The following is an 18,779-nucleotide window of genomic DNA, read 5'->3' as shown; positions in this document are numbered from 1 at the left end:
CCGACGCCGTCCGGTCCGGCTCCTGCACGATCACGGGAGGAGCCGGACGGCCTGTCCGCGATCGACGAGGACGGCGACCTACGTGACCGAGGCCGGTCCCCACGCGGGGACCGGCCTCGGTCGTTCGTGCGTGCCTACCGCAGCGCGGCGCGGCGGCGGCTCCCGGCGAGGGCAAGGCCGCCGACGGCGAGCAGGAGGGCAAACCCGGCTGCCCAGCCGAGCGGTGCGCCGGTGCGCGGGAGGTCGTCACCGGCGCCGGGTCGGCCGCCGGGGGGCGTGCGGCCGTCGTCGCCCGCGGGGGGCGTGGTGTCGCCGGCGCCGCCGCCCGGGGTGGTGGGCGGGTCGGTCGGCTCGCCGGTGGTGGGCGGGTCGGTCGGCTCGTCCGTCGTGGGCGGGTCCGTCGGGTCCGTGGGCGGGTCCGTCGGGTCGGTCGGCGGGTCCGTCGGGTCGGTCGGCGGGTCCGTCGGGTCCGTGGGCGGGTCCGTCGGGTCCGTGGGCGGGTCCGTCGGGTCCGTGGGCGGGTCCGTCGGGTCGGTCGGCGGGTCCGTCGGGTCCGTGGGCGGGTCCGTCGGGTCCGTGGGCGGGTCCGTCGGGTCGGTCGGCGGGTCCGTCGGGTCGACCTCGGGGGCCTCGACGAGGAACGGGGCGGTCCAGGTCTGCCCGCCGGGTCCGGTGATGGTCACCGTGCCGGTGTGGTCGACGGCCTCGGCGTAGGTGTGCTCGCCGCTGACCTGGAACAGGGAGTTGCCCACCTTCCCGGCAGCGTTGGTGCCGGTGAGCACCCCGGCGGTGGTGGTGCCGTCACCCCAGGCGATGCTCGCGGTGAGGTCCTCCACCCGCAGGGTCGGTGAGGCGACGGTCGCGACGGTGCCCTCCACGCTGGTGTCGTCCTCGTCGATCTCGTGGATCGTCCCGGCGGCGGTGGTCTCCCACGCCACGTTGGGGTCGGGCCAGAAGTTCGTGCCGGCGAACTGCCAGCGCGGGCCCTGGACAGCCAGGCGCTCGAGGAAGGACCGCGAGTCGGCGGTCAGCTCCTGCGGGGACCAGGCCAGGTCGAGCAGGGAGGCCAGGCGCGGGAACACCTTGTGCTCCACGTCCACCGCGCCGCCGCTGTTGTTCTCCCCCCAGGCCGGGCCCTCGATACCGATGATGTCCTCGTCCCGAAGGCCCATCTCCTGGAGCGTGATGCCGCGGTAGTCATCCACCACGTGGGAGGGGTCCCAGTCGTGCGTCGTCAGAGAGTTGTGACGCGGGTACGGGTAGTCCAGATACGCCTTGGAGGTGGGCGAGAGGATGACGTCGTTGCCCTGCGCGAACCACTCCGGGTCGCCCTCGTAGCTCTGGTCACGCCAGTACTGGTGGACCGTCGACTCGTCGAGCCCGGCCATGGGGATGGGGGTCCAGCCGACCATGCGCAGGTCGTGGTCCATGACGATGCCCTCGGCCAGCCTGATGAAGTCGATGTAGGGCTGGCCCGAGATGGACTCGTCCCCACCGATGTGGAACAGGTCGGAGTTCACCAGCGGGGCGATCTCCCCGATGACATCGTCGAGAAAGTCGGCGACGGCGGACGAGGTCGTACACAGGGTGTTCCACGAGCCGCACGCGAGCTCCGGGTAGGCCGCGATCGCGGCGCCGGAGTGGCCGGGGACGTCGATCTCCGGGATCACCTCGATGTGGCGGGCGTCGGCGTAGGCGACGATCTCGGAAAACTGCTCCTGCGTGTAGAAACCGCTCCTCCCGCCAGGCATCGACCGCGCTCCTCCGACCTCCGCGAGGCGTGGCCAGGACTCGATCTCGATGCGCCAGCCCTGGTCGTCGGACAGGTGCATGTGCAGCCGGCTGCCCTTCATCGTCGCCATCGCGTCGATGATGTCCAGCACGCCGTCCAGCTCGATGAAGTTACGGGCCGGGTCGAGCATGACGCCGCGGTGGGCGAAGCGGGGGTAGTCGACGATCTCGGTCGCCTCCACCTGCCACGGCCCGGGCCGGACCACGTCCCCGGTGATCTCCGCCGGGAGCAGCTGGAGGAGCGTCTGGGTGCCGTTGAACAGCCCGTGCGTGGTGCCCGCACCGATCCGCACGCCCTGCTCGGCGACCTCGAGGGTGTACCCCTCGGTGGTGGCCAGGTCCGGGCCCTCGGGGGCCTCCTCGGCCCCCAGGACCAGGGCGATGTCCCCCGCCTCGGGGGTACCGGTGACCACCGGCAGGTCGAACCCGGTCGCCGGACGGAGGTCGCCGGCCAGCAGCTCCGCCTCGGCCCGCGCCCCCTCCGGGGCGACGATCCGGGCGTCCTCGCCCAGCACGAACGCCTCACCCGCGCCGTCGGTCTGGGACACCGGCGCCGGCAGGACCTCCCCACCCGGCGCCGCCGGGGCCTGCGGCCCCGACCACACCTCGAAACCGAAGAGCGAGTACCCGTACTGGGTGGCCGGCACGCGCCCCTGCATCCGCACGAAGGAGACCGGCTCCTCCAGGCCGAGGACGTACTCGGTGCGATCGGTGGCCGGCGTGTTCACGACCCGGACCGTTCGCCACGTCGTGCCGTCCGTCGACGTCTGGATCTCGAACAGCGCCGGGCGGGCGTCCTCCCAGTCGGTGACGACGCTCCACACCGGGGAGGGCTCGGCCAGCTCCACCTGGAACCAGTCGTTGCTGGGATCGTGATCGCTGGCAGGTGGCTCCTCGGGGTTGTTCCGCGCGTAGTCCGTGCCCCAGCGCGTGGCGAGATCGCCGTCGATGGCGAGGTGGGGGCCGCCGGCCTTCGTGGCCCACGCGCGTGAGAACCCGGTGGGCTGCCCGGTGTAGACCGAGGATGCGGTGGCCTCGCCCTGGCGGGCGACGTCCGTGCCGTACTCCCAGTCCGCCGGGTCCGGCAGCGGCTCCGGCACGTCCCAGACCTCGAACGACCACAGCGAGTAGCCGTACTGCGTGGCGGTGGCCGCGCCCTGCATCCGGACGTGGGTGACCGGGTCCGTGATGTCGAGGACGTACTCCGTCCGACCCACCGCCGGGTTGGTCACCGTGCGCACCGTCGTCCACTCGGCGCCGTCGTCCGAGACCTGGATGGTGAACGCCGACGGGCGTGCGGCCTCCCAGTTGAAGGCCACCTTGTGGACCGGGCTCGGCTCCGCCAGCTCGATCTGGATCCAGTCGTTCGACGGGTCGTGATCGCTCGGGGGCACCGGCTCCTCGGCCCCGTGGGGGTAGTCGGAGCCCCAGCGCGTCCGAGGGTTGTCGTCGTTGGCGTGGGCGGGGACGAACCGGGCGTCCGGGTGCTGCGAGGACGCCACGGCCGTGCCCTCCAGGGCGACGTCACGGGGCTGCTCCGCAGCGGTCGCCGGCGCCAGGACGGCGGCGCTCGGACCAAGGAGTGCGAGGGCGGCGATGGCTCCCAGGAGCCGGCCAGCCAGGGGGTGATGACGCACGAGAGGCTCACCTTCGTCGGTGCCGGCCGTCCCTTCGCGCAGTGCCTGCGCGTCGTCGCCGGTGTGAACCGATTCACCGTAGGAGCGGCGGCGCGGGCTGTCAACGGTCGTGATCATGCTGTTGGGCCAGCGCTCTCAGCGTTTCTGCATGATCACCAGAGCGCGTGGGCCAGCGTTTCTGCGCTCTCACCAGAGGGGGAGGGCGGGACGGGCGTCAGGCGAGGAGGTCGAGGACGGCCTCCTCGACCTCGGCCCGTTCGTCGTCGGGCAGCGGAGCCGGCCCGGCGGCGCGCTCGGCGAGCTCGCGCGGCACCGCCTGGCCGCGGTCGAAGAGGTCGATGACCTTGGGGTCGATGTAGGAGGCGCGGCACACGGTCGGGGTGTTCCCCAGGTGCTCGGACACCTCGACGACGGCGGCCCGCACCGCGCGCTGGCGCTTGCGGCTGGTCGCGACGTCGTCAGCACGGGCCAGGGCCAGGGCCGCCAGCACCGTGCCGTGCCACGTGCGGAAGTCCTTGGCGCTGGCGTCCGCCCCGAGCAGCTCCTTGACGTGGGCGTTGATGTCCGCGCTCGTGATGTCGACCCACTCGCCGCGGCGCCGGTACGCGAGCAGCTCCTCGCCGCCCCCGCGCCGCCGGCGCAGCATGGCGACCGGGGCGCGGAGGTCCGGGTCCTCGAGCACCAGCTGGCGGCGCTGCCCGGACTTGGCGAGGTAGTCGAAGACGACGGAGCCGTCCCGCCGGAGGCGCACATGGTCCTTGCGGATCGTCGCCAGGCCGAAGCTGCCGTTCCGCTCCGCGTACGTCTCGCCGCCCACGCGGAAGAACCCGCGGTCGAGGAGCCGGAAGGCGACGGCCAGCGCCTTGTCCCGCGGCATCCCGGTGCGGGCGAGGTCGACGGCCGTCCGCTCCCGGGCGGCCGGGAGCGCGCGCGCCACCTCGAGGACGTGCGAGTGCTTGGCGCGGTCGCGCCGCTCGCGCCACGCCGGGTGGTAGAGGTACTGCTTGCGTCCGGCGTCGTCCATCCCGACCGCCTGGATGTGGCCGTTCGGCGCTGGGCTGATCCACACCTCCCGCCAGGCGGGCGGGATGACCAGCGCCTTGCACCGGGAGAGCACCTCGGGGTCGGTCACCCGGGCGCCGTCGGCGTCGAGGTAGACGAAGCCCTTCCCGGCCCGTCGACGGGTTAGCCCGGGGGAGTCGACACGGACCCTGCGCAGCCTCATCCGATCATCACGGGCACAGTCTGCGAGGGACGCGCCCGTCGCGCTCGTCGAGCCGGCCCCGGCCGCCCGGACGCGACGACGCCGCCGGGCCCGTGACCCGGCGGCGTCGTCGCTACTGGCCTAGCGGGTCAGGCGGCGACGGAGCAGGATCGCCCCACCGGCCGCGAGGAGGACGAGGCCCGCGAGGAGCGCGGCCCCCACCTCGGCGCCCGTGTTCGGCAGGCCACCGCCCCGCGGGGGCGTGGGGCGGTGCGTCGGGTCGTCCGTCGGTGCCGGGGACCCGGTGTCGGTCGGCGACGGGTCCGTGGGCGACGGGTCCGTCGGCGTCGGGGCCGGCGCGGCCGTCACCGTCAGCATCGCCCCCACCTCGAGCGTGCCCTGGCGCGCCGTCAGCTCGTAGGCGCCCGCGGCGGTGGTCGCCGGGATGGTGACCTCGAGGACGGCACCCCCCTCGTCGTCGGCGTCCACCGTGGCGAGCACGGTGCCGTCGAGGGAGAGGACGATCGGCGCGCCGGGCACGAACCCGGCGAGCGTGACCCCGACGTCCTCACCGGCCTGGACCTCGTCGTCGTCAAGCACGATCGACGGCGTGTACGCGACGTCGAAGGTGACCGGTGCGGTGGCGGTCCCGTTCGGGCCGGTGGTCGTGACCATTCCGGTGTACGTCCCCGGCGCCGCGAACGTGTGCTCCGCCGACAGGAGGTACTCGCCGTTGACGTGGAGCTCGTCACCCTCGCGGGTGGCGGTGACGGTCACCGGCACCGGGTCGCTCCCGTCGCCGAAGTCGACCGTCCCGGAGATCTCCTCCGCGGTGGTCCCGGGTGCCGTCGCGACGCCGAGCGTCATCTCGGTGGCGGTCCCGGCCTGCTCGACCTGCTGGTCGATGCCCGCCGCGTCGACGCTCCACTCGATCTCGGGGGTGGCGTAGAAGTTGTGGTCCTGGAGGGTCAGCCGCCCGCCCAGGGTCGCGAGCCGGCCGGCGAAGTCGTCGTAGAGCCGCTGGTCCTGCTCGGTCCAGCCGATCTCGAGGAGCGCCGCGGCTCGGGGCAGGACGAGCCACAGCGCCTGGTCGATCCCGCGGACGGTCTCCGACCACAGCGGTCCCTCGACCCCGAGGAAGCCCTCGGCATTGACGTCGGGGAAGAGCGCCTGCGGGTCCCAGTCGTAGTACCGCTCGACCGTGCAGTTGTCGCGGCACGCCCAGGACAGGCCGATGGGGGAGACGGAGTCGTTCGGGTCGTTGGGGTCGTCACCGTCGTACCGCTGGTCGAGGTACGCCCGCGCGGAGTCCGAGACGATCATCTTGGCGCCGTTCTCGTTGACCCGCTCGGGCGCCAGCTCGGCCCCGGCCGTGTTCGCGGCCCAGAACTGGATGACGTTGCCCTCGTGGACGTCCGCGAGCGCGAGCTCGTTCCAGCCGAACGGCTCCTTGCCGAGGTCCTCGACGACGTCGATCATCCGGTCCATGAAGTAGATGTAGTCCTCCTCCTCGGTCACGTGGGACTCGTCGCCACCGACGTGGAGGTACGGGCCGGGGGTCATCTCCGCGATCTGGCTCCAGACGTGCTCGAGGAACGTGTACGTCACCTCGTTGCGGGTGTCGAGGGTGGAGTGGCCCACCTCGCCCGTGCCGTGCGACGGCGGGACGCCGGTCGCGGGGTCCGGCTCCGGCGCGGCGCCCTCGGTGTTGAGCTGCGGGATCGCGTGGAGGGCGGCCTGGGTGTGTCCGGGGGTGTCGATCTCGGGGACGATGACGACGTGCCGCTCGGCGGCGTAGTCGACGATCTCGGCGTAGTCCTCCTGCGTGTAGAACCCGGTGCGCCCGGGCTCGTCGTTGTACCCCTGCTCCGTCATCGCGGTCCCGCCGGAGATGGAGGTGAGGCGCGTGTAGTCGATGTCGTCGCCCTCGACGCGGCCCTCGTTCGTGATCTCGATGCGCCACCCCTGGTCGTCGGCGAGGTGGAGGTGGAGGTGGTTCATCTTGAACTGGACGAGGGCGTCGATGTACTGCTTGACCTCGTCCACGGTCTGGAAGCTGCGGGCGACGTCGAGCATGATGCCGCGGTAGTCGAACCGCGGGGCGTCGAGGATGCTCACCGCGGGCACCGCCCACGGCCCCGAGGTCACCTCGTCGTACTCGAGGAAGGACGGGAAGAGCTGGCGCAGGGTCTGGACGCCGTTGAAGACGCCGTGCGCGTCGGTGGCCGAGACGGTGATGCCGTCCTCGTCCGCCTCGAGCGTGTACGCCTCCGGGTTGCCGGTGTGCCCGGGGACGGCGTGCTCGGGCCCGACCTGCAGGGTGATGTCTCCGCCGTCGCCCGGCTCGTCGACGACCGGCAGCTCGAAGCCGGTGGACGGGCGCATGATGTCGGCGAGCATCTCGCCGCTGTCCGCCGCGTCGCCGGCGGCGACGATCTGCGACGTGGAGTCGAGGATGAACGGGTCGGCGTCGCCGTCGACCTCGACGGAGACGGGCCGGGGCACGATGTCGAGCGCCTCGGGCAGGACGACCTCGGGGCCGTCCCACACCTGGAGCTCCCACAGCGAGATGCCGAACTCGGTCCCGCCGATGGGGGTGCGGTCGATGCCCTGCATGCGCACGAAGCTCACCGGGCCCTCGACGTCGAGCGTCTGCCGGTCGACGGTGCCGCACCGGGGCTCGACGACGCCTGTGGCGTCGGTCCACGTCTCGCCGTCGGTGGAGGTCTGGAGGCGGTACTGGCGCGCGCACGCCGCCTCCCAGTACAGGGTGACGTGGTGGACCTCGGTCGGCTCGTCGAGCTCGACCTGGATCCACGCGTCGTCGGCGGTGTTGGACGACCAGCGCGAGGCTTGGGGGTCCGTGGACGTCCCGCTGGTCACCCCGTCGATCGCGAGCGCGGGGCCCCAGCGCCCGGCGAGCTCCTGACCGGAGGCGGTCACCTCGCCGCCGTTGGTCGCCAGTGCGACGTTCGTCCCCGCCTCGTGGCTGTCGGCCCCCGCCGGTAGGGACAGGCCGAGTGCGGCCATCGTCCCCACCAGAGCACCGGCCAGAAGCCCCCGGCCCGTCGTCTGCGTGCGCTTCATCTGGCTCTTCTCCTTCTTGGGCGGCACAGCGACGCCGCTGTGCACGTTCGGGTGCGCCGGCTCGGGGAAGGAGGGCAGCGCGCACCGCCGATCGTCACAGCATGGTGAGGGCTTTCCGAGTGTGTCAAGAGTCATAGGCAGGTGATGGACGAAAGGGCGGATCGGGCGGCGTCCCCGGGGCCGCGCGTACCGGCGCGTCGGGATGATCTCGGGATGCGCCTGGTGAGCGGGTAGGCAACGCTTGCCCCGTCACCCGCGCTGGCGCGTGTGCCCCACTACAGGGAGGTCACCATGGCTAACTCCACGACAACGACGAGGCGGCAGCCGCACCAGCTGCTCGCCCTCGTCATCGGCGTCGTCTACCTGCTGGTGGGCATCGCCGGGTTCTTCGTCACCGGAATCGACGGCTTCGTCGAGCACGACCACGACCAGACGCTGCTCGTCTTCGCCATCAACCCGCTGCACAACATCGTGCACATCGTCATCGGGCTCGCCGGCGTCATCCTGTGGTCGACGCCGGAGCGGGCGCGGGTCTACGGCTGGCTCCTTGCCATCGGCTACGGCGCCGCGACGATCTACGGGTTCATCGTCCTCAACAACGACGACCTCAACTTCCTCAACATCAACATGGCGGACAACTGGCTGCACCTGGTCAGCACCATCGCCGGCCTGATCATCGCGCTGTGGCCGCGGCGCGACACCCGGACCACCACCGGGCGGCGATGACCCGATGACGACCGATATCCACGCGCGCCAGGGCGACGGGCCGGGCGGCGAGACCGTCGGCCAGGGCCACGACTCCGGGGACACCCCGGTGCTCGTGCGCGCGGCGCTCGCCCTGGAGCACACCGAGGCCCTGGACCCGGCGGTCGAGGCGCTGGAGCCCCTGGCCGAGTCCCTGGTCGCCCACGACGGCATGCGGCGCGTCCTCCACGGCCGCGTCCTCGGCCACGCCCTGCACCCGCTCCTCACCGACCTCCCCATCGGGGCGTGGACCTCGGCCGCGATCCTCGACCTCACGAAGAGCTCGCCGGCTGCGGCGCGACGGCTCATCGGCGTCGGCATCCTCAGCGCCCTGCCCACGGCCGTGACCGGGTGGGCGGAGTGGACGACGACGCAGGGCGGGGCCAAGCGGGTCGGCGTCGTCCACGCCGGCGCGAACTCGGCCGCCCTCGTCCTCTACACCGGGTCGTGGCTCGCCCGCCGTCGTGGTCACCACGGTGTGGGGGTGGCGATCAGCCTCGCCGCGGTGGCCGCCGTCAGCGCCGGCGGGTACCTCGGGGCGCACCTGGCGCTCGCCCGCAAGGTGGCCACGCACCATCCGGCGTTCGACGCCGAGCCGCCCGCGCAGGCCTGAGCCGGGACCGACGAGGCCGGCACGACCGCAGGCCGCACCACCACAGCATCACCACAGCCAGCATCACCACAGCCCCGGGGGGCGCGGTCCCCCGGGGCTGTGGCGCGTTCGGCGGGACTGGGTGCGTGCGGTCCTGCGCCAGCGGGTCAGGCGAGCGCCTGGGCGGTCGGGCAGGGGGCCGGCACGCCGCACGTCGGGCAGGGGCTCCCCGGTGCGGCCGCGTGGAGCAGCCGTGCCCGCGAGAGCCGCACGAGCAGGGGTGCGCGCAGGAACGGCGTCGCCGATGAGACGGCGGCGTCGGCGAGGACCGGGACCCCGTCGCCGGTGAGCCGGACGGCCCCCAGGGCGGCGTCCTTGAGCCCGTCGATGGCTGCCCCGACCCCTTGTCGGTGCGCCTGCTCGAGCTCGAGCACCAGCTCGGTGGCAGCCCGGTCGTCCGACCAGGAGGTCATCCTGTGGCCTCGCCCGCGGGCTTCGTGCGGCCGGTGCTTCCGCCCGCCGCCTCGATGTGCTCGGCCATCGCGCAGGCGATGCGGTCCCACTCCTGAAGGGCGAGGAGCGGCTCGAGGAGCGCGTCGCGGTCGGTGCGGTCGTGCTCCACGACCTCCCGGCACGCGCGCGCGAACGCCGCGCCGTCGTCGGCCAGGTGGACCACCGTGGCGTAGTCGGCGACGACGTCGGGCACCCGGGTCGAGACGACCGGAAGTCCTGCCGCGAGGTACTCCAGGGTCTTCGTCGGACTGATGGAGCGGGTGGCCTCGTTGAGCGCGAAGGGCATGAGCGCGACGTCGAAGCCGGCCATGACCTCGGGGAGGTCGTTGTAGCGGACGAGCCCGAGGTACTCGATGTTCGGCGCGGTAGGGACGTCGGCCTCGTCGATCTTCGCCACCGGCCCGACGATGCGCAGGGTCCAGTCGGGCAGCTGGGCCGCCAGGTCGGCAATGAGACCGAGGTCGAGGCGCTCGTCGATGACGCCGACGTACCCGGCCACCTTGCGCTCGCGCGCGCCCCGCAACGCCCGGGCACCCGCGTAGTGGTCGGACTCGACGCCGCTGGGGAACAGGTGCACGCCCTCGCGGCGGTGGTCGAGGACGGACCGGTGCAGCGAGCGGCCTCCGGTGAAGACGACGTCCGCCTTGGCCAGGAGGTTGCGCTGACGCAGCATGAGGCCGCGCGGGGCGTTGCGGAACGAGGCGAGGTCGTCCATGACGTCGTAGACCACCCGGCCGCCGGGGACGGACCGGGCGATGTCGACGCCCATGGGGGTGTACAGCCAGACGTCCGGCGCCCCGTCCGGCCCGTCGTAGCCCAGGACGGGGGCGAGCAGGCGGCCGTAGTCGCGTGCCCGGGGGTCGTCGAAGCTCGGGTGGACGGCGTCGTCGTCGGTGCGGGGCACCTCGAGCCACACCCGGGTGATGCCGTCGACCTCCTCGGTGCGGACCGTGGGCCGGTCGACGTCGGCGGGCGCCGGCTCCTCGACGAAGAAGGTGCGGGCGCCGGCTGCGGCCCGGGCACGGGCGAGGCGGGAGACCAGGTGCTGGGGGCGCTGCCACACCCACACCCAGCGCAGGTGGGAGATGACCACGAGGTCGGGACTGGCCATGGTCTTCGGGACCTCCTTGAGGTGCGCGTACGCGACGGGCGGGGCGGCCGGAGCATCGACCCGGACGGGCGGGACGACCTCGGCCGGTGGCGGGTCCCGCCACGGCCAGTGGGCCGTGGCGGGCGCGATCCCCACCAGCTGCTCGTCGCAGGGGGACTGGAACCGGTAGGCCGGCAGGTCGGCGGAGGTGGCGCCGGACGCGACGGCCTCCCACGCCTCGGTGAAGATCGTGCGGGTACGGGTGCCGTCGTCGGCGAGGTCCACCACGCCCACCGGGTCGGCGCGGCCCCGGGAGAGCGCGAGGAGGGTGTCCCAGTCGCACGAGCTCACCTGCGGGAACCAGCACAGCCCGTGCAGCGGGTAGCCGCGCTCCAGCGCGACCTCGTACTGCTCCATGACGTAGCGCAGCCACGACACCCGGTCGGAGGGGAGGCCGCGGACGTTGGTCTCGCTCACCATCATCGGCAGGCCGTAGCGGTCGCCGTACTGCGCGATGACCTCCGCGAGCCCGACGGGGCCCGGCGACGGCGCGTGCCCGCCCTCCGCGTCGTAGAACCACTCCGAGTGCGAGTAGTAGTCGAGCCCGAGGACGTCGACCCGGAGCGGCTCGAGCGTGAGGAGCCCCTCCCCGCCGGCCTCGACGAGCTGGCGGAGGTAGGGCCGGTCGAGGCGGAGGTCGTGACCCAGGGCGAGGTCGAGGGCGATGTGCCGGCGGTCGTTCGCGACGGCGGCGTAGTCGGCGCCCGGCCCGACGCCGGTGTGGTGCTCGGCCGTGTCGATCCACACGTGCTGCGCGTCGGGCAGGAGCTCGCGCCAGAGCGCCGCTGCCCGGCTGAGCGCGGGCAGGACGGAGCCGAGAAGGCGGGCGAAGCCGGCGTCCCCCTTGTCGTACGGCGGCCACAGGCCCTCGTGACCGGCGAGGAAGAGCGTGGCGAAGGGCTCGTTGAACAGCGTGTAGGCGGGCAGCCACGGGTACCGCGTGGCGACCGCCTCGGCGTAGCGGACGAACGCCGGACCGAAGTCGCCGCCGCGGAAGCCATCGGTCAACCAGTCGGGGTAGCTCGTGTGGTGGACGAGGTCGACGATCGGCACCGCGCCCCGGTCGCGGAGGTGGCCGAGGACGGCGTCGGCCTCCCGCCAGTCGTAGACGCCGGGCTCCGACTCGATGCGGTGCCACAGCAGGGGGTAGCGCAGGTGGCGCACCCCGGCGGTGAGCACGGCGTCGAGGTCCTCGCGCCAGGTGGCGGTGTGGAGGGTGAGGTCGAAGGCGTCGAGCCCCGCGGCAGGGACGTAGGTGCTCTCGAAGCCGGCGACGAGCGTGAGCCCCGGCGGCGGCAGCACGCCGGACGTCATCGCAGCGCCCGCCGCAGCACCACACCCGTCCCGACGGCCAGCCCGAGGAGGGCCAGGCGCCGCTGCGCGGTCCGACGCCGCCCGCCCCAGCCGCCCTCGACCTCGGCGTCGCGCGGCTCGGAGGAGGGGGAGTAGAGGTTGCCGGGGCTGTCCGGCGCCGCGTTGTGCCGCGAGAGGTGGGTCCGGTCGGTCTGGACGGCCATCATCGCCTCTGTCGTCCCCGGCGCGACCCGGTGCTGGACGGCAAACTGACGGCCCGCGGGGCCGACGACCACCTCGCGGCGGGGGGACTCGACGGCCTTGACGATGGCGCGGGCGACCCGCTGCGGGCTGTACAGCGGCGGCATCGGCACCACCTCACGCCCCGTGTAGTTCGCGGCATGGCGGAAGAACGGGGTGTCGATGGTGGCGGGGAGGACCGTGACGACGTCGATGTGCTTCTCGCGGTCGAGGAGCAGCTCCGAGCGCAGGCTCGCACCGAGCGCGCGGACGGCGGCCTTGGAGACCGAGTAGGCCGACGTGTACGGCTGGGGGACCTCCCCGACGATCGAGGCGACGTTGACGAGCACGCCCGCGCCCTGGAGCTGCATCTGGGTGAGCGCGGCCCGGGCGCCGTGGACGTATCCCATGACGTTGACGTCGAGGACCCGCCGGAAGTCCTCCACCGGAACCTTGAGGAACGGCGAGAAGAAGGTCACCGCGGCGTTGTTCACCCACACGTCGATGCGGCCGAACCGCTCGACTGTGCGTCGGGCGAGCTCGTCGACCGCCGTCGCGTCGGTGACGTCGGTCGGGACGCCGAGGGCCTCGACGCCGTGGCGGCGGCACTCCTCGGTGAGCGTGGCGAGCGCCTTGGCCCGGCGCGATGCCACGACGACGGTGGCGCCCTCGGCGGCGAATCGCAGGGCAGTCGCCCGTCCGATCCCGCTCGCAGCTCCGGTGATGACGACGACTGATCCCTTGACCCGCAAGACGTACCCCCGTGCTCGCCCGACGACCTGACGGTCGCGGCACCCCCTGGTGGCGCTGGGGTCACTATCACCCCGACGCCGCTCACCTGCACACGGAACGGGCGCGCTATCCACAGTGCGGACGGCCCCCGCGACCACGAGTCTCCGGGTGGGTACCGGGTCCCCCTCGCGGGGCGATCATGCGCAGACGCGGGGAGAGGGCGGCCGCCGCGCCGGTCAGGAACCGGGCGGCGGGCTCAGGAACCGGGCGGCGGGCTCAGGAACCGGGCGGCGGGACCCGGACCATCCCCTCCTGGGCGATGGTGGCGGCGAGCTCGCCGGAGCGGGTGAACACGCGCGCGAGGCCGAGGCCGCGCCCGCCCTGCGCGCTCGGGGAGCCCTGGACGTAGAGGAGCCAGTCGTCCACCTGGACGTCGCGGTGCCACCACATGGCGTGGTCGAGGCTGGCGACGCTGAGGCCCGGGGTGAGCCAGCTCAGCCGGTGCCGGCGGAGCACCGGCTCGAGCATCACCTGGTCGCAGGAGTAGGCGAGCGCCGCCCGCTGGAGGAGCTGGTCCCCCTCGACGGGTCCACGCGCGCGGATCCACAGGGCCTGCGACTCGCTCGCATCCCTGGTCGGGCCGAGGTACAGGTGCCCGGCCACGTGCCGGACGTCGAACGCCCCGGTGCGGGCGAGGAAGCGGGCGGCCGGGTCGTCGAGGCCGGTGAAGAGGTCGACGGCGCTGGGAAGGTCCTCGGGGGCGGGGACGTCCGGCGGCGTCTCGGCGTGGTCCAGGCCCGGCTGCGCCGCCTGGAACGACGTGATCATCGACAGGATCGGCGTGCCGTCCTGCAGGGCGTGGGTGCGCCGGGCGCTGAAGCTGCGCCCGTCCCGCAGGCGCTCCACCTCGAAGGTGATGGGCTTGTCGAGGTTGCCCGGTCGGAGGAAGTACCCGTGCACCGAGTGCGGCAGGCGGGGCGCCTTGAGGCCGGCGTCGGCCACGGTCCGCCCGGCCGCGACGAGCGACTGGGCGAGGACCTGGCCCCCGTAGACGCGGCCGTTGAGCTGGGGCAGGGAGTGGCCGGTGAAGGAGTCCTCGCCGGTGCGCTCGAGGTCGAGCACGGCGAGGACGGCCGACAGCGCCTCGGTGGGCTCGGCGGGCGGGGTGCCGCGCTCCGCCGTGGGGCCCCCCGTCGTCGGCGCCTCGGGCCGGGCGCCCGGCGCCCCGCTCACGGCTGCTCCATCCGGTTGACCATGGAGTGGGCCGCGCGCACGAGGTAGTCCCAGAGCAGCGTCTCGTGCTCGGGGGCCAGGCCGAGCTCGTCGACGGCGTCCCGCATGTGCGCGAGCCAGCGGTCCCGCGCGAGCGGGGTCACGGCGTAGGGCCCGTGCCGCATCCGCAGGCGGGGGTGGCCGCGGGTCTCGGAGTACGTCGTCGGCCCGCCCCAGTACTGCTCGAGGAACAGCGTGAGGCGGTCGACGGCCCCCTCGAAGTCGTCCTCGGGGTACATGGGGTAGAGGACGTCGTCGGTGCGCACGCCCTCGTAGAACCGCGTCACCAGGCGGGTGAAGGTGGCGTGGCCGCCCATCGCCTCGTAGGCGCTCGCCTGCCGAACCGCGGGCGTCTCGGTCACAGGCCGAGCTCCGCGAGGATCGGCAGGCCCTCGCGCACCCTGGCCCGCGCCTGGTCGGCGCTCTCGGACTCGACGGCGATCCGCGCCAGCTCCTGGCACCGCTCGAACGACGTCGCGGCGAGGACCGCGGCGACGTCGGCGAGCGAGCGGGGCGACATGGACAGGCTGGACACGCCCAGGCCCACGAGCACGACGGCGGTGGCCGGGTCCGCCGCCGCCTCGCCGCACACGCCGACGGGGCGGTCCTGCTGGGCGCCTCCGCGGCAGGTCTCCTCGATCATCCGCAGGACGGCGGGCTGGAAGGCGTCCGAGAGCGTGGCGAGCGACCCGAGCATCCGGTCCGCGGCCATCGTGTACTGGGTGAGGTCGTTCGTGCCGATCGAGGCGAAGGAGGCGCGGGCGAGGATGGGCCCGGAGAGCAGGGCGGCGCTGGGGACCTCGACCATGACGCCGGCCGTGGTGAGCCCGTGGCGGGCGCAGGCCGCGACGAAGTCCTCGGTCTCCGGGACCGTGGCGATCATCGGGGCCATGACCCAGACGTCGGCGCTCTCCGCGGCGGCCGCCTCGGCGATGGCCTGGAGCTGGTTGTCGAGGATCTGCGGGTTGGCCCAGGCGGTGCGCAGGCCGCGCACGCCGAGCGCCGGGTTGGGCTCGGCGGTGTCGGTGAGGAACGGCATGGGCTTGTCGGCGCCGGCGTCGAGGGTGCGGACGACGACCTTCTTGCCGGGGAACGCCGCCAGGACGGTGCGGTACTGCTCGACCTGCTCGGCGATCGTCGGCTCGTCGGCGCGGTCGAGGAAGCAGAACTCCGTGCGGAAGAGCCCGACGCCCTCGGCGCCGGCCGCGGCGGCCTTCTCCGCGCCGGCCGGGTCGCCGACGTTGGCGAGGAGCTGGACCTTGTGCCCGTCGCTGGTGCGGCCGTCGCCGTCGAACGTGCGCACCTGCGCCGCGAGCCGGGCGGCGGCCTCCACGGCAGCCGCGTCGGGGTCGAGGGTGATGGTGCCCGCGGCGCCGTCGACGAGGACGAGCCGGTCGTTCGTCAGCGCCTCGAGCGCCCCGGTGGCCCCCACGACGGCGGGGATGCCGAGGGCGCGGGCGAGGATCGCGGTGTGCGACGTCGGGCCGCCCTCGGAGGTGACGATCGCGCGGACCTTGGCCGGGTCCAGGAGGGCGGTGTCGGCCGGTGCCAGGTCACGGGCGACGAGCACGAAGGGCTCCTCCCGCTGCGGGACGCCGGGCATCGGCAGGCCCAGCAGGCTGGCGACGATGCGGTCGCGAACGTCGTAGACGTCGCGGGCGCGCTCGGCCATGTACCCGCCGAGCGCCGAGAGCTGGTCGGCGACCGATCCCGCGGCCTCCCACACGGCGCGGGCGGGGGAGAGGCGCTGGCCGCGCACGTGCGACTGGGCGACCTGGACGAGGGTGGGGTCGGCGGCCATCTGCGCCGTCGTCTCGAGGACCTCCCTGCTCTCGCCCTGCGCCTTCTCGGCGGAGGCGGTGAGGCCCGCCGCGACGCGCGCGGCGTGGTCGGCGACGGAGGCCGCCGCCGCCTCGAGGTCCGCGCCCTCGGGCAGGGACTCCATGCCGGGCTCGGGCACCGCGCCGGCGAGCTGCGCCACCGGGCCCGCCGCGCGGCCGGGGCTCACGCCGATCCCGGACACGCTCGAGGGCGCCTCGGCGGTCGGGCTCTGGGGGCTGGCCTGCTGCTGGTCCGTCACGGTGTCTCCTCGTCTCGGTGGGCCCGCCTATTGTGGCCCCTCCGATGCCGTCGGCGCCTGGGCCGGGCGTCCTACGCCCACTCAGGCACCCACCGCGCGCGGCCCCGCGGCGTGGTGCGCCGCACACTCGGCGCGGCCGGGGAGCCGGTGCTCGCCGAGCGTCGTCGGCCAACTCTGGCAAGATCACAGGGAACGACGGAGGGACATCACCGTCCGAGCCCAACCGAGAGACCACTGGTGAACGCGTGAGCACGACCACACCCCAGACAGCCGACGCCCCCGACGAGGCACTCGTACGCCTCGCTGAGGCACACGGGGTCGCCACCGACTTCTGGGACTTCACCGGTGCCCACCGGGCGGTGCCCGCCGCGACGATCCGCGCGGTCCTCCATGCCCTCGGCGTCAGCGCCGAGACCGACGACGCCGTCGCCCATGCCCTCGCCGACGTCGACGACGAGCCCTGGCGCTCGGCGCTGCCGGCCTCGCTCGTCCTGCGCACCGGCAGCTCCCACGAGCTGCAGGTCCACGTGCCCGACGGCACCCCGGTGAGCGTGCAGGTGCGGACCGAGGACGGCTGGCGGTTCGACCTGCCCCAGCTCGACGTGTGGGTGGACCCGCGCACCGTGGACGGTGTCCGCATGGGGTGCGCCACGTTCCGCATCCCCGGCGACCTCCCCCTGGGATGGCACGAGGTGATCGCCGAGGTCGGCGGCCCCGACCCCCGCACCGAGCGGTGCGCGCTCGCCGTGACGCCCGACCGGCTGCCCGAGCCGCAGCTCGCGACCGGGCGCGGGTGGGGCTTCATGGCCCAGCTGTACTCCGTGCGCTCGCGCAGCTCGTGGGGCGTGGGCGACCTCGCCGACCTCGCCGAGCTCACCAGCCTCTTCGGCGAGCTGGGCGCCGACTTCCTCCTCATCAACCCGCTCCACGCCGCCGAGCCGGTGGGGCACATGACGCCGTCGCCCTACCTGCCGGTGAGCCGCCGGTTCGTCAACCCGCTGTACGTGCGGCCCGAGGACATCCGCGAGACCGCGTACCTCTCCGGACCGCAGCGCGCGCTCGTCGAGTGGGCGGCCGACGAGGTGCGGCCGGCCGCCGACGACCCGGGGCCCATCGACCGCGACGCGGCCTGGTCCGCGAAGCGGCAGGCGCTCGAGGTCATCTACGCGGCGCCGCGCTCGCGGGCGCGCCAGCGGGCGCTCGACGCCTTCCGCAAGGAGCAGGGTGCGGGACTCGAGGACTTCGCCCTGTGGTGCGCGCTCACCGAGAAGTACGAGAACAGCGAGTGGCCGGACGCCCTGCAGGACGTCGGTTCCCCGGCCGTCTTCCGCGCACGGCGCGAGCTGGCCGACCGCATCGACTTCTACGTGTGGCTCCAGTGGGTCGCCGACGACCAGCTGGCCCGCGCGCAGGCCGTCGCCCGCGAGGCCGGCATGGGCCTGGGCGTCATGCACGACCTCGCCGTCGGCGTCCACCCCTCGGGGGCGGACGCCTGGAGCATGCGGTCGATCTTCGCTCAGGGCATGGGCGTGGGCGCGCCGCCCGACATGTACAACCAGCAGGGCCAGAACTGGTCGCAGCCCCCGTGGCGGCCGGACGCCCTCGCCCGCACCGGCTACGCGCCGCTGCGCGACATGGCGCGCACGGTGCTCCGCCACGCCGGTGCCCTGCGCATCGACCACATCCTCGGGCTCTTCCGGCTCTGGTGGATCCCGGACGGCGCCAGCGCGGCCGACGGCACCTACGTGCGGTACGACCACGAGGCCATGGTCGGCGTCCTCCTGCTCGAGGCCCACCGGGCCGGCGCCGTCGTCATCGGCGAGGACCTCGGCACGGTCGAGCCGTGGGTGCGCGGCTACCTCACCGAGCGCGGCGTCCTGGGGACGTCCGTGCTGTGGTTCGAGAAGGACGAGGACGGTCGCCCGATCCTGCCGCAGGAGTACCGCCGGCTCGTGCTCGCCACGGTGAACACGCACGACCTGCCCCCGACGGCGGGATACCTCGCCGAGGAGCACGTGGACCTGCGCGAGCGGCTCGGCCTGCTCACCGAGCCGGTGCCGAAGGTGCGCCTGGAGGCCCGGCGCGAGCGGGAGCGGATGCTCGAGCGGCTCGAGGAGCAGCACCTCCTGCCCGCGGACCCGACCGAGCGGCAGATCGTCGAGGCGCTGCACGCCTACGTCGTGCGCACGCCCTCGGTGCTCGTGGGTGTCTCGCTCACCGACGCCGTGGGGGAGCGCCGCGCGCAGAACCAGCCGGGCACCGACCAGGAGTACCCCAACTGGAAGCTGCCGCTGGCCGACGGCGCCGAGCGCGCCGTCCTCGTCGAGGACCTGCCCGGGTCCGCGCGACTGCTCTCCCTGGTCGCGGCCATCCGGTCCGAGCTCGGTGAGGCCGACCGCCTCGCCTGAGGCGGCTCTTCACAGCGCCCCCCGCCCCTTATCTGG

General features: G+C 73.8%; 12 protein-coding genes. 3 read left to right on the top strand and 9 right to left on the bottom strand.

All coding sequences use genetic code 11. The features are described from left to right. Positions 1-134: 134 nt before the first annotated feature. From EBO36_RS10925 to EBO36_RS10915, 3 genes are all read right to left on the bottom strand, one after another. The gene (locus EBO36_RS10925; RefSeq protein WP_164471444.1) at positions 135-3,428 is read right to left on the bottom strand and encodes a family 20 glycosylhydrolase; all 3,294 of its coding nucleotides are present in this window, start codon (positions 3,426-3,428) and stop codon (positions 135-137) included. Positions 3,429-3,642: 214 nt separating this feature from the next. Beyond that, a complete protein-coding gene (locus EBO36_RS10920; RefSeq protein ID WP_122824643.1) occupies positions 3,643-4,653 on the bottom strand; it encodes a DNA topoisomerase IB in 1,011 nt (336 codons plus the stop codon). Positions 4,654-4,773: 120 nt separating this feature from the next. Further along, entirely contained in the window at positions 4,774-7,719 is a 2,946-nt protein-coding gene (locus EBO36_RS10915; protein WP_164471443.1) for a family 20 glycosylhydrolase, read from the bottom strand. A gap of 291 nt (positions 7,720-8,010) precedes the next feature. Between EBO36_RS10915 and EBO36_RS10910 the strand changes: the two genes are divergently transcribed. Further along, on the top strand, positions 8,011-8,445 hold the full coding sequence (locus EBO36_RS10910; protein ID WP_122824641.1) for a DUF4383 domain-containing protein: 435 nt from the start codon (positions 8,011-8,013) through the stop codon (positions 8,443-8,445). 4 nt (positions 8,446-8,449) lie between these two features. Then, entirely contained in the window at positions 8,450-9,076 is a 627-nt protein-coding gene (locus tag EBO36_RS10905; protein ID WP_241236867.1) for a DUF2231 domain-containing protein, read from the top strand. 146 nt (positions 9,077-9,222) lie between these two features. On the opposite strand, the gene EBO36_RS10900 is transcribed toward EBO36_RS10905, so the two are convergent. From EBO36_RS10900 to ptsP, 6 genes are all read right to left on the bottom strand, one after another. Beyond that, positions 9,223-9,528 carry a hypothetical protein gene (locus tag EBO36_RS10900; RefSeq protein ID WP_122824640.1) on the bottom strand — a complete coding sequence of 102 codons (306 nt, stop codon included), beginning with the start codon at positions 9,526-9,528 and terminating at the stop codon, positions 9,223-9,225. Beyond that, positions 9,525-12,032 carry a glycosyltransferase gene (locus EBO36_RS10895; RefSeq protein WP_122824639.1) on the bottom strand — a complete coding sequence of 836 codons (2,508 nt, stop codon included), beginning with the start codon at positions 12,030-12,032 and terminating at the stop codon, positions 9,525-9,527. Before EBO36_RS10895 ends, EBO36_RS10900 begins: the two co-directional genes overlap by 4 nt. Continuing rightward, positions 12,029-13,003, bottom strand: coding sequence for an SDR family oxidoreductase (locus tag EBO36_RS10890; RefSeq protein WP_122824638.1), 975 nt, complete (start codon positions 13,001-13,003; stop codon positions 12,029-12,031). Before EBO36_RS10890 ends, EBO36_RS10895 begins: the two co-directional genes overlap by 4 nt. Before the next feature lie 256 nt (positions 13,004-13,259). Further along, entirely contained in the window at positions 13,260-14,123 is an 864-nt protein-coding gene (locus EBO36_RS10885) for an acyl-CoA thioesterase (RefSeq protein WP_122825624.1), read from the bottom strand. An 89-nt stretch (positions 14,124-14,212) separates the two neighbouring features. Next, positions 14,213-14,572 carry a globin gene (locus tag EBO36_RS10880; protein WP_122825623.1) on the bottom strand — a complete coding sequence of 120 codons (360 nt, stop codon included), beginning with the start codon at positions 14,570-14,572 and terminating at the stop codon, positions 14,213-14,215. A gap of 41 nt (positions 14,573-14,613) precedes the next feature. Next, positions 14,614-16,335 (bottom strand): phosphoenolpyruvate--protein phosphotransferase, encoded by a 1,722-nt coding sequence (ptsP, locus tag EBO36_RS10875; protein WP_122824637.1) that lies wholly within the window; start codon positions 16,333-16,335, stop codon positions 14,614-14,616. A gap of 245 nt (positions 16,336-16,580) precedes the next feature. Between ptsP and malQ the strand changes: the two genes are divergently transcribed. Further along, a complete protein-coding gene (malQ, locus tag EBO36_RS10870) occupies positions 16,581-18,743 on the top strand; it encodes a 4-alpha-glucanotransferase (RefSeq protein WP_244925272.1) in 2,163 nt (720 codons plus the stop codon). Positions 18,744-18,779 lie beyond the last annotated feature (36 nt).

It is taken from the genome of Georgenia faecalis, from assembly GCF_003710105.1.
In the GTDB taxonomy this organism is placed as follows: domain Bacteria; phylum Actinomycetota; class Actinomycetes; order Actinomycetales; family Actinomycetaceae; genus Georgenia_A; species Georgenia_A faecalis.
The sequence above is the reverse complement of the archived record's forward strand: the minus strand, read 5'-3'. Positions and strand labels throughout refer to the sequence as shown.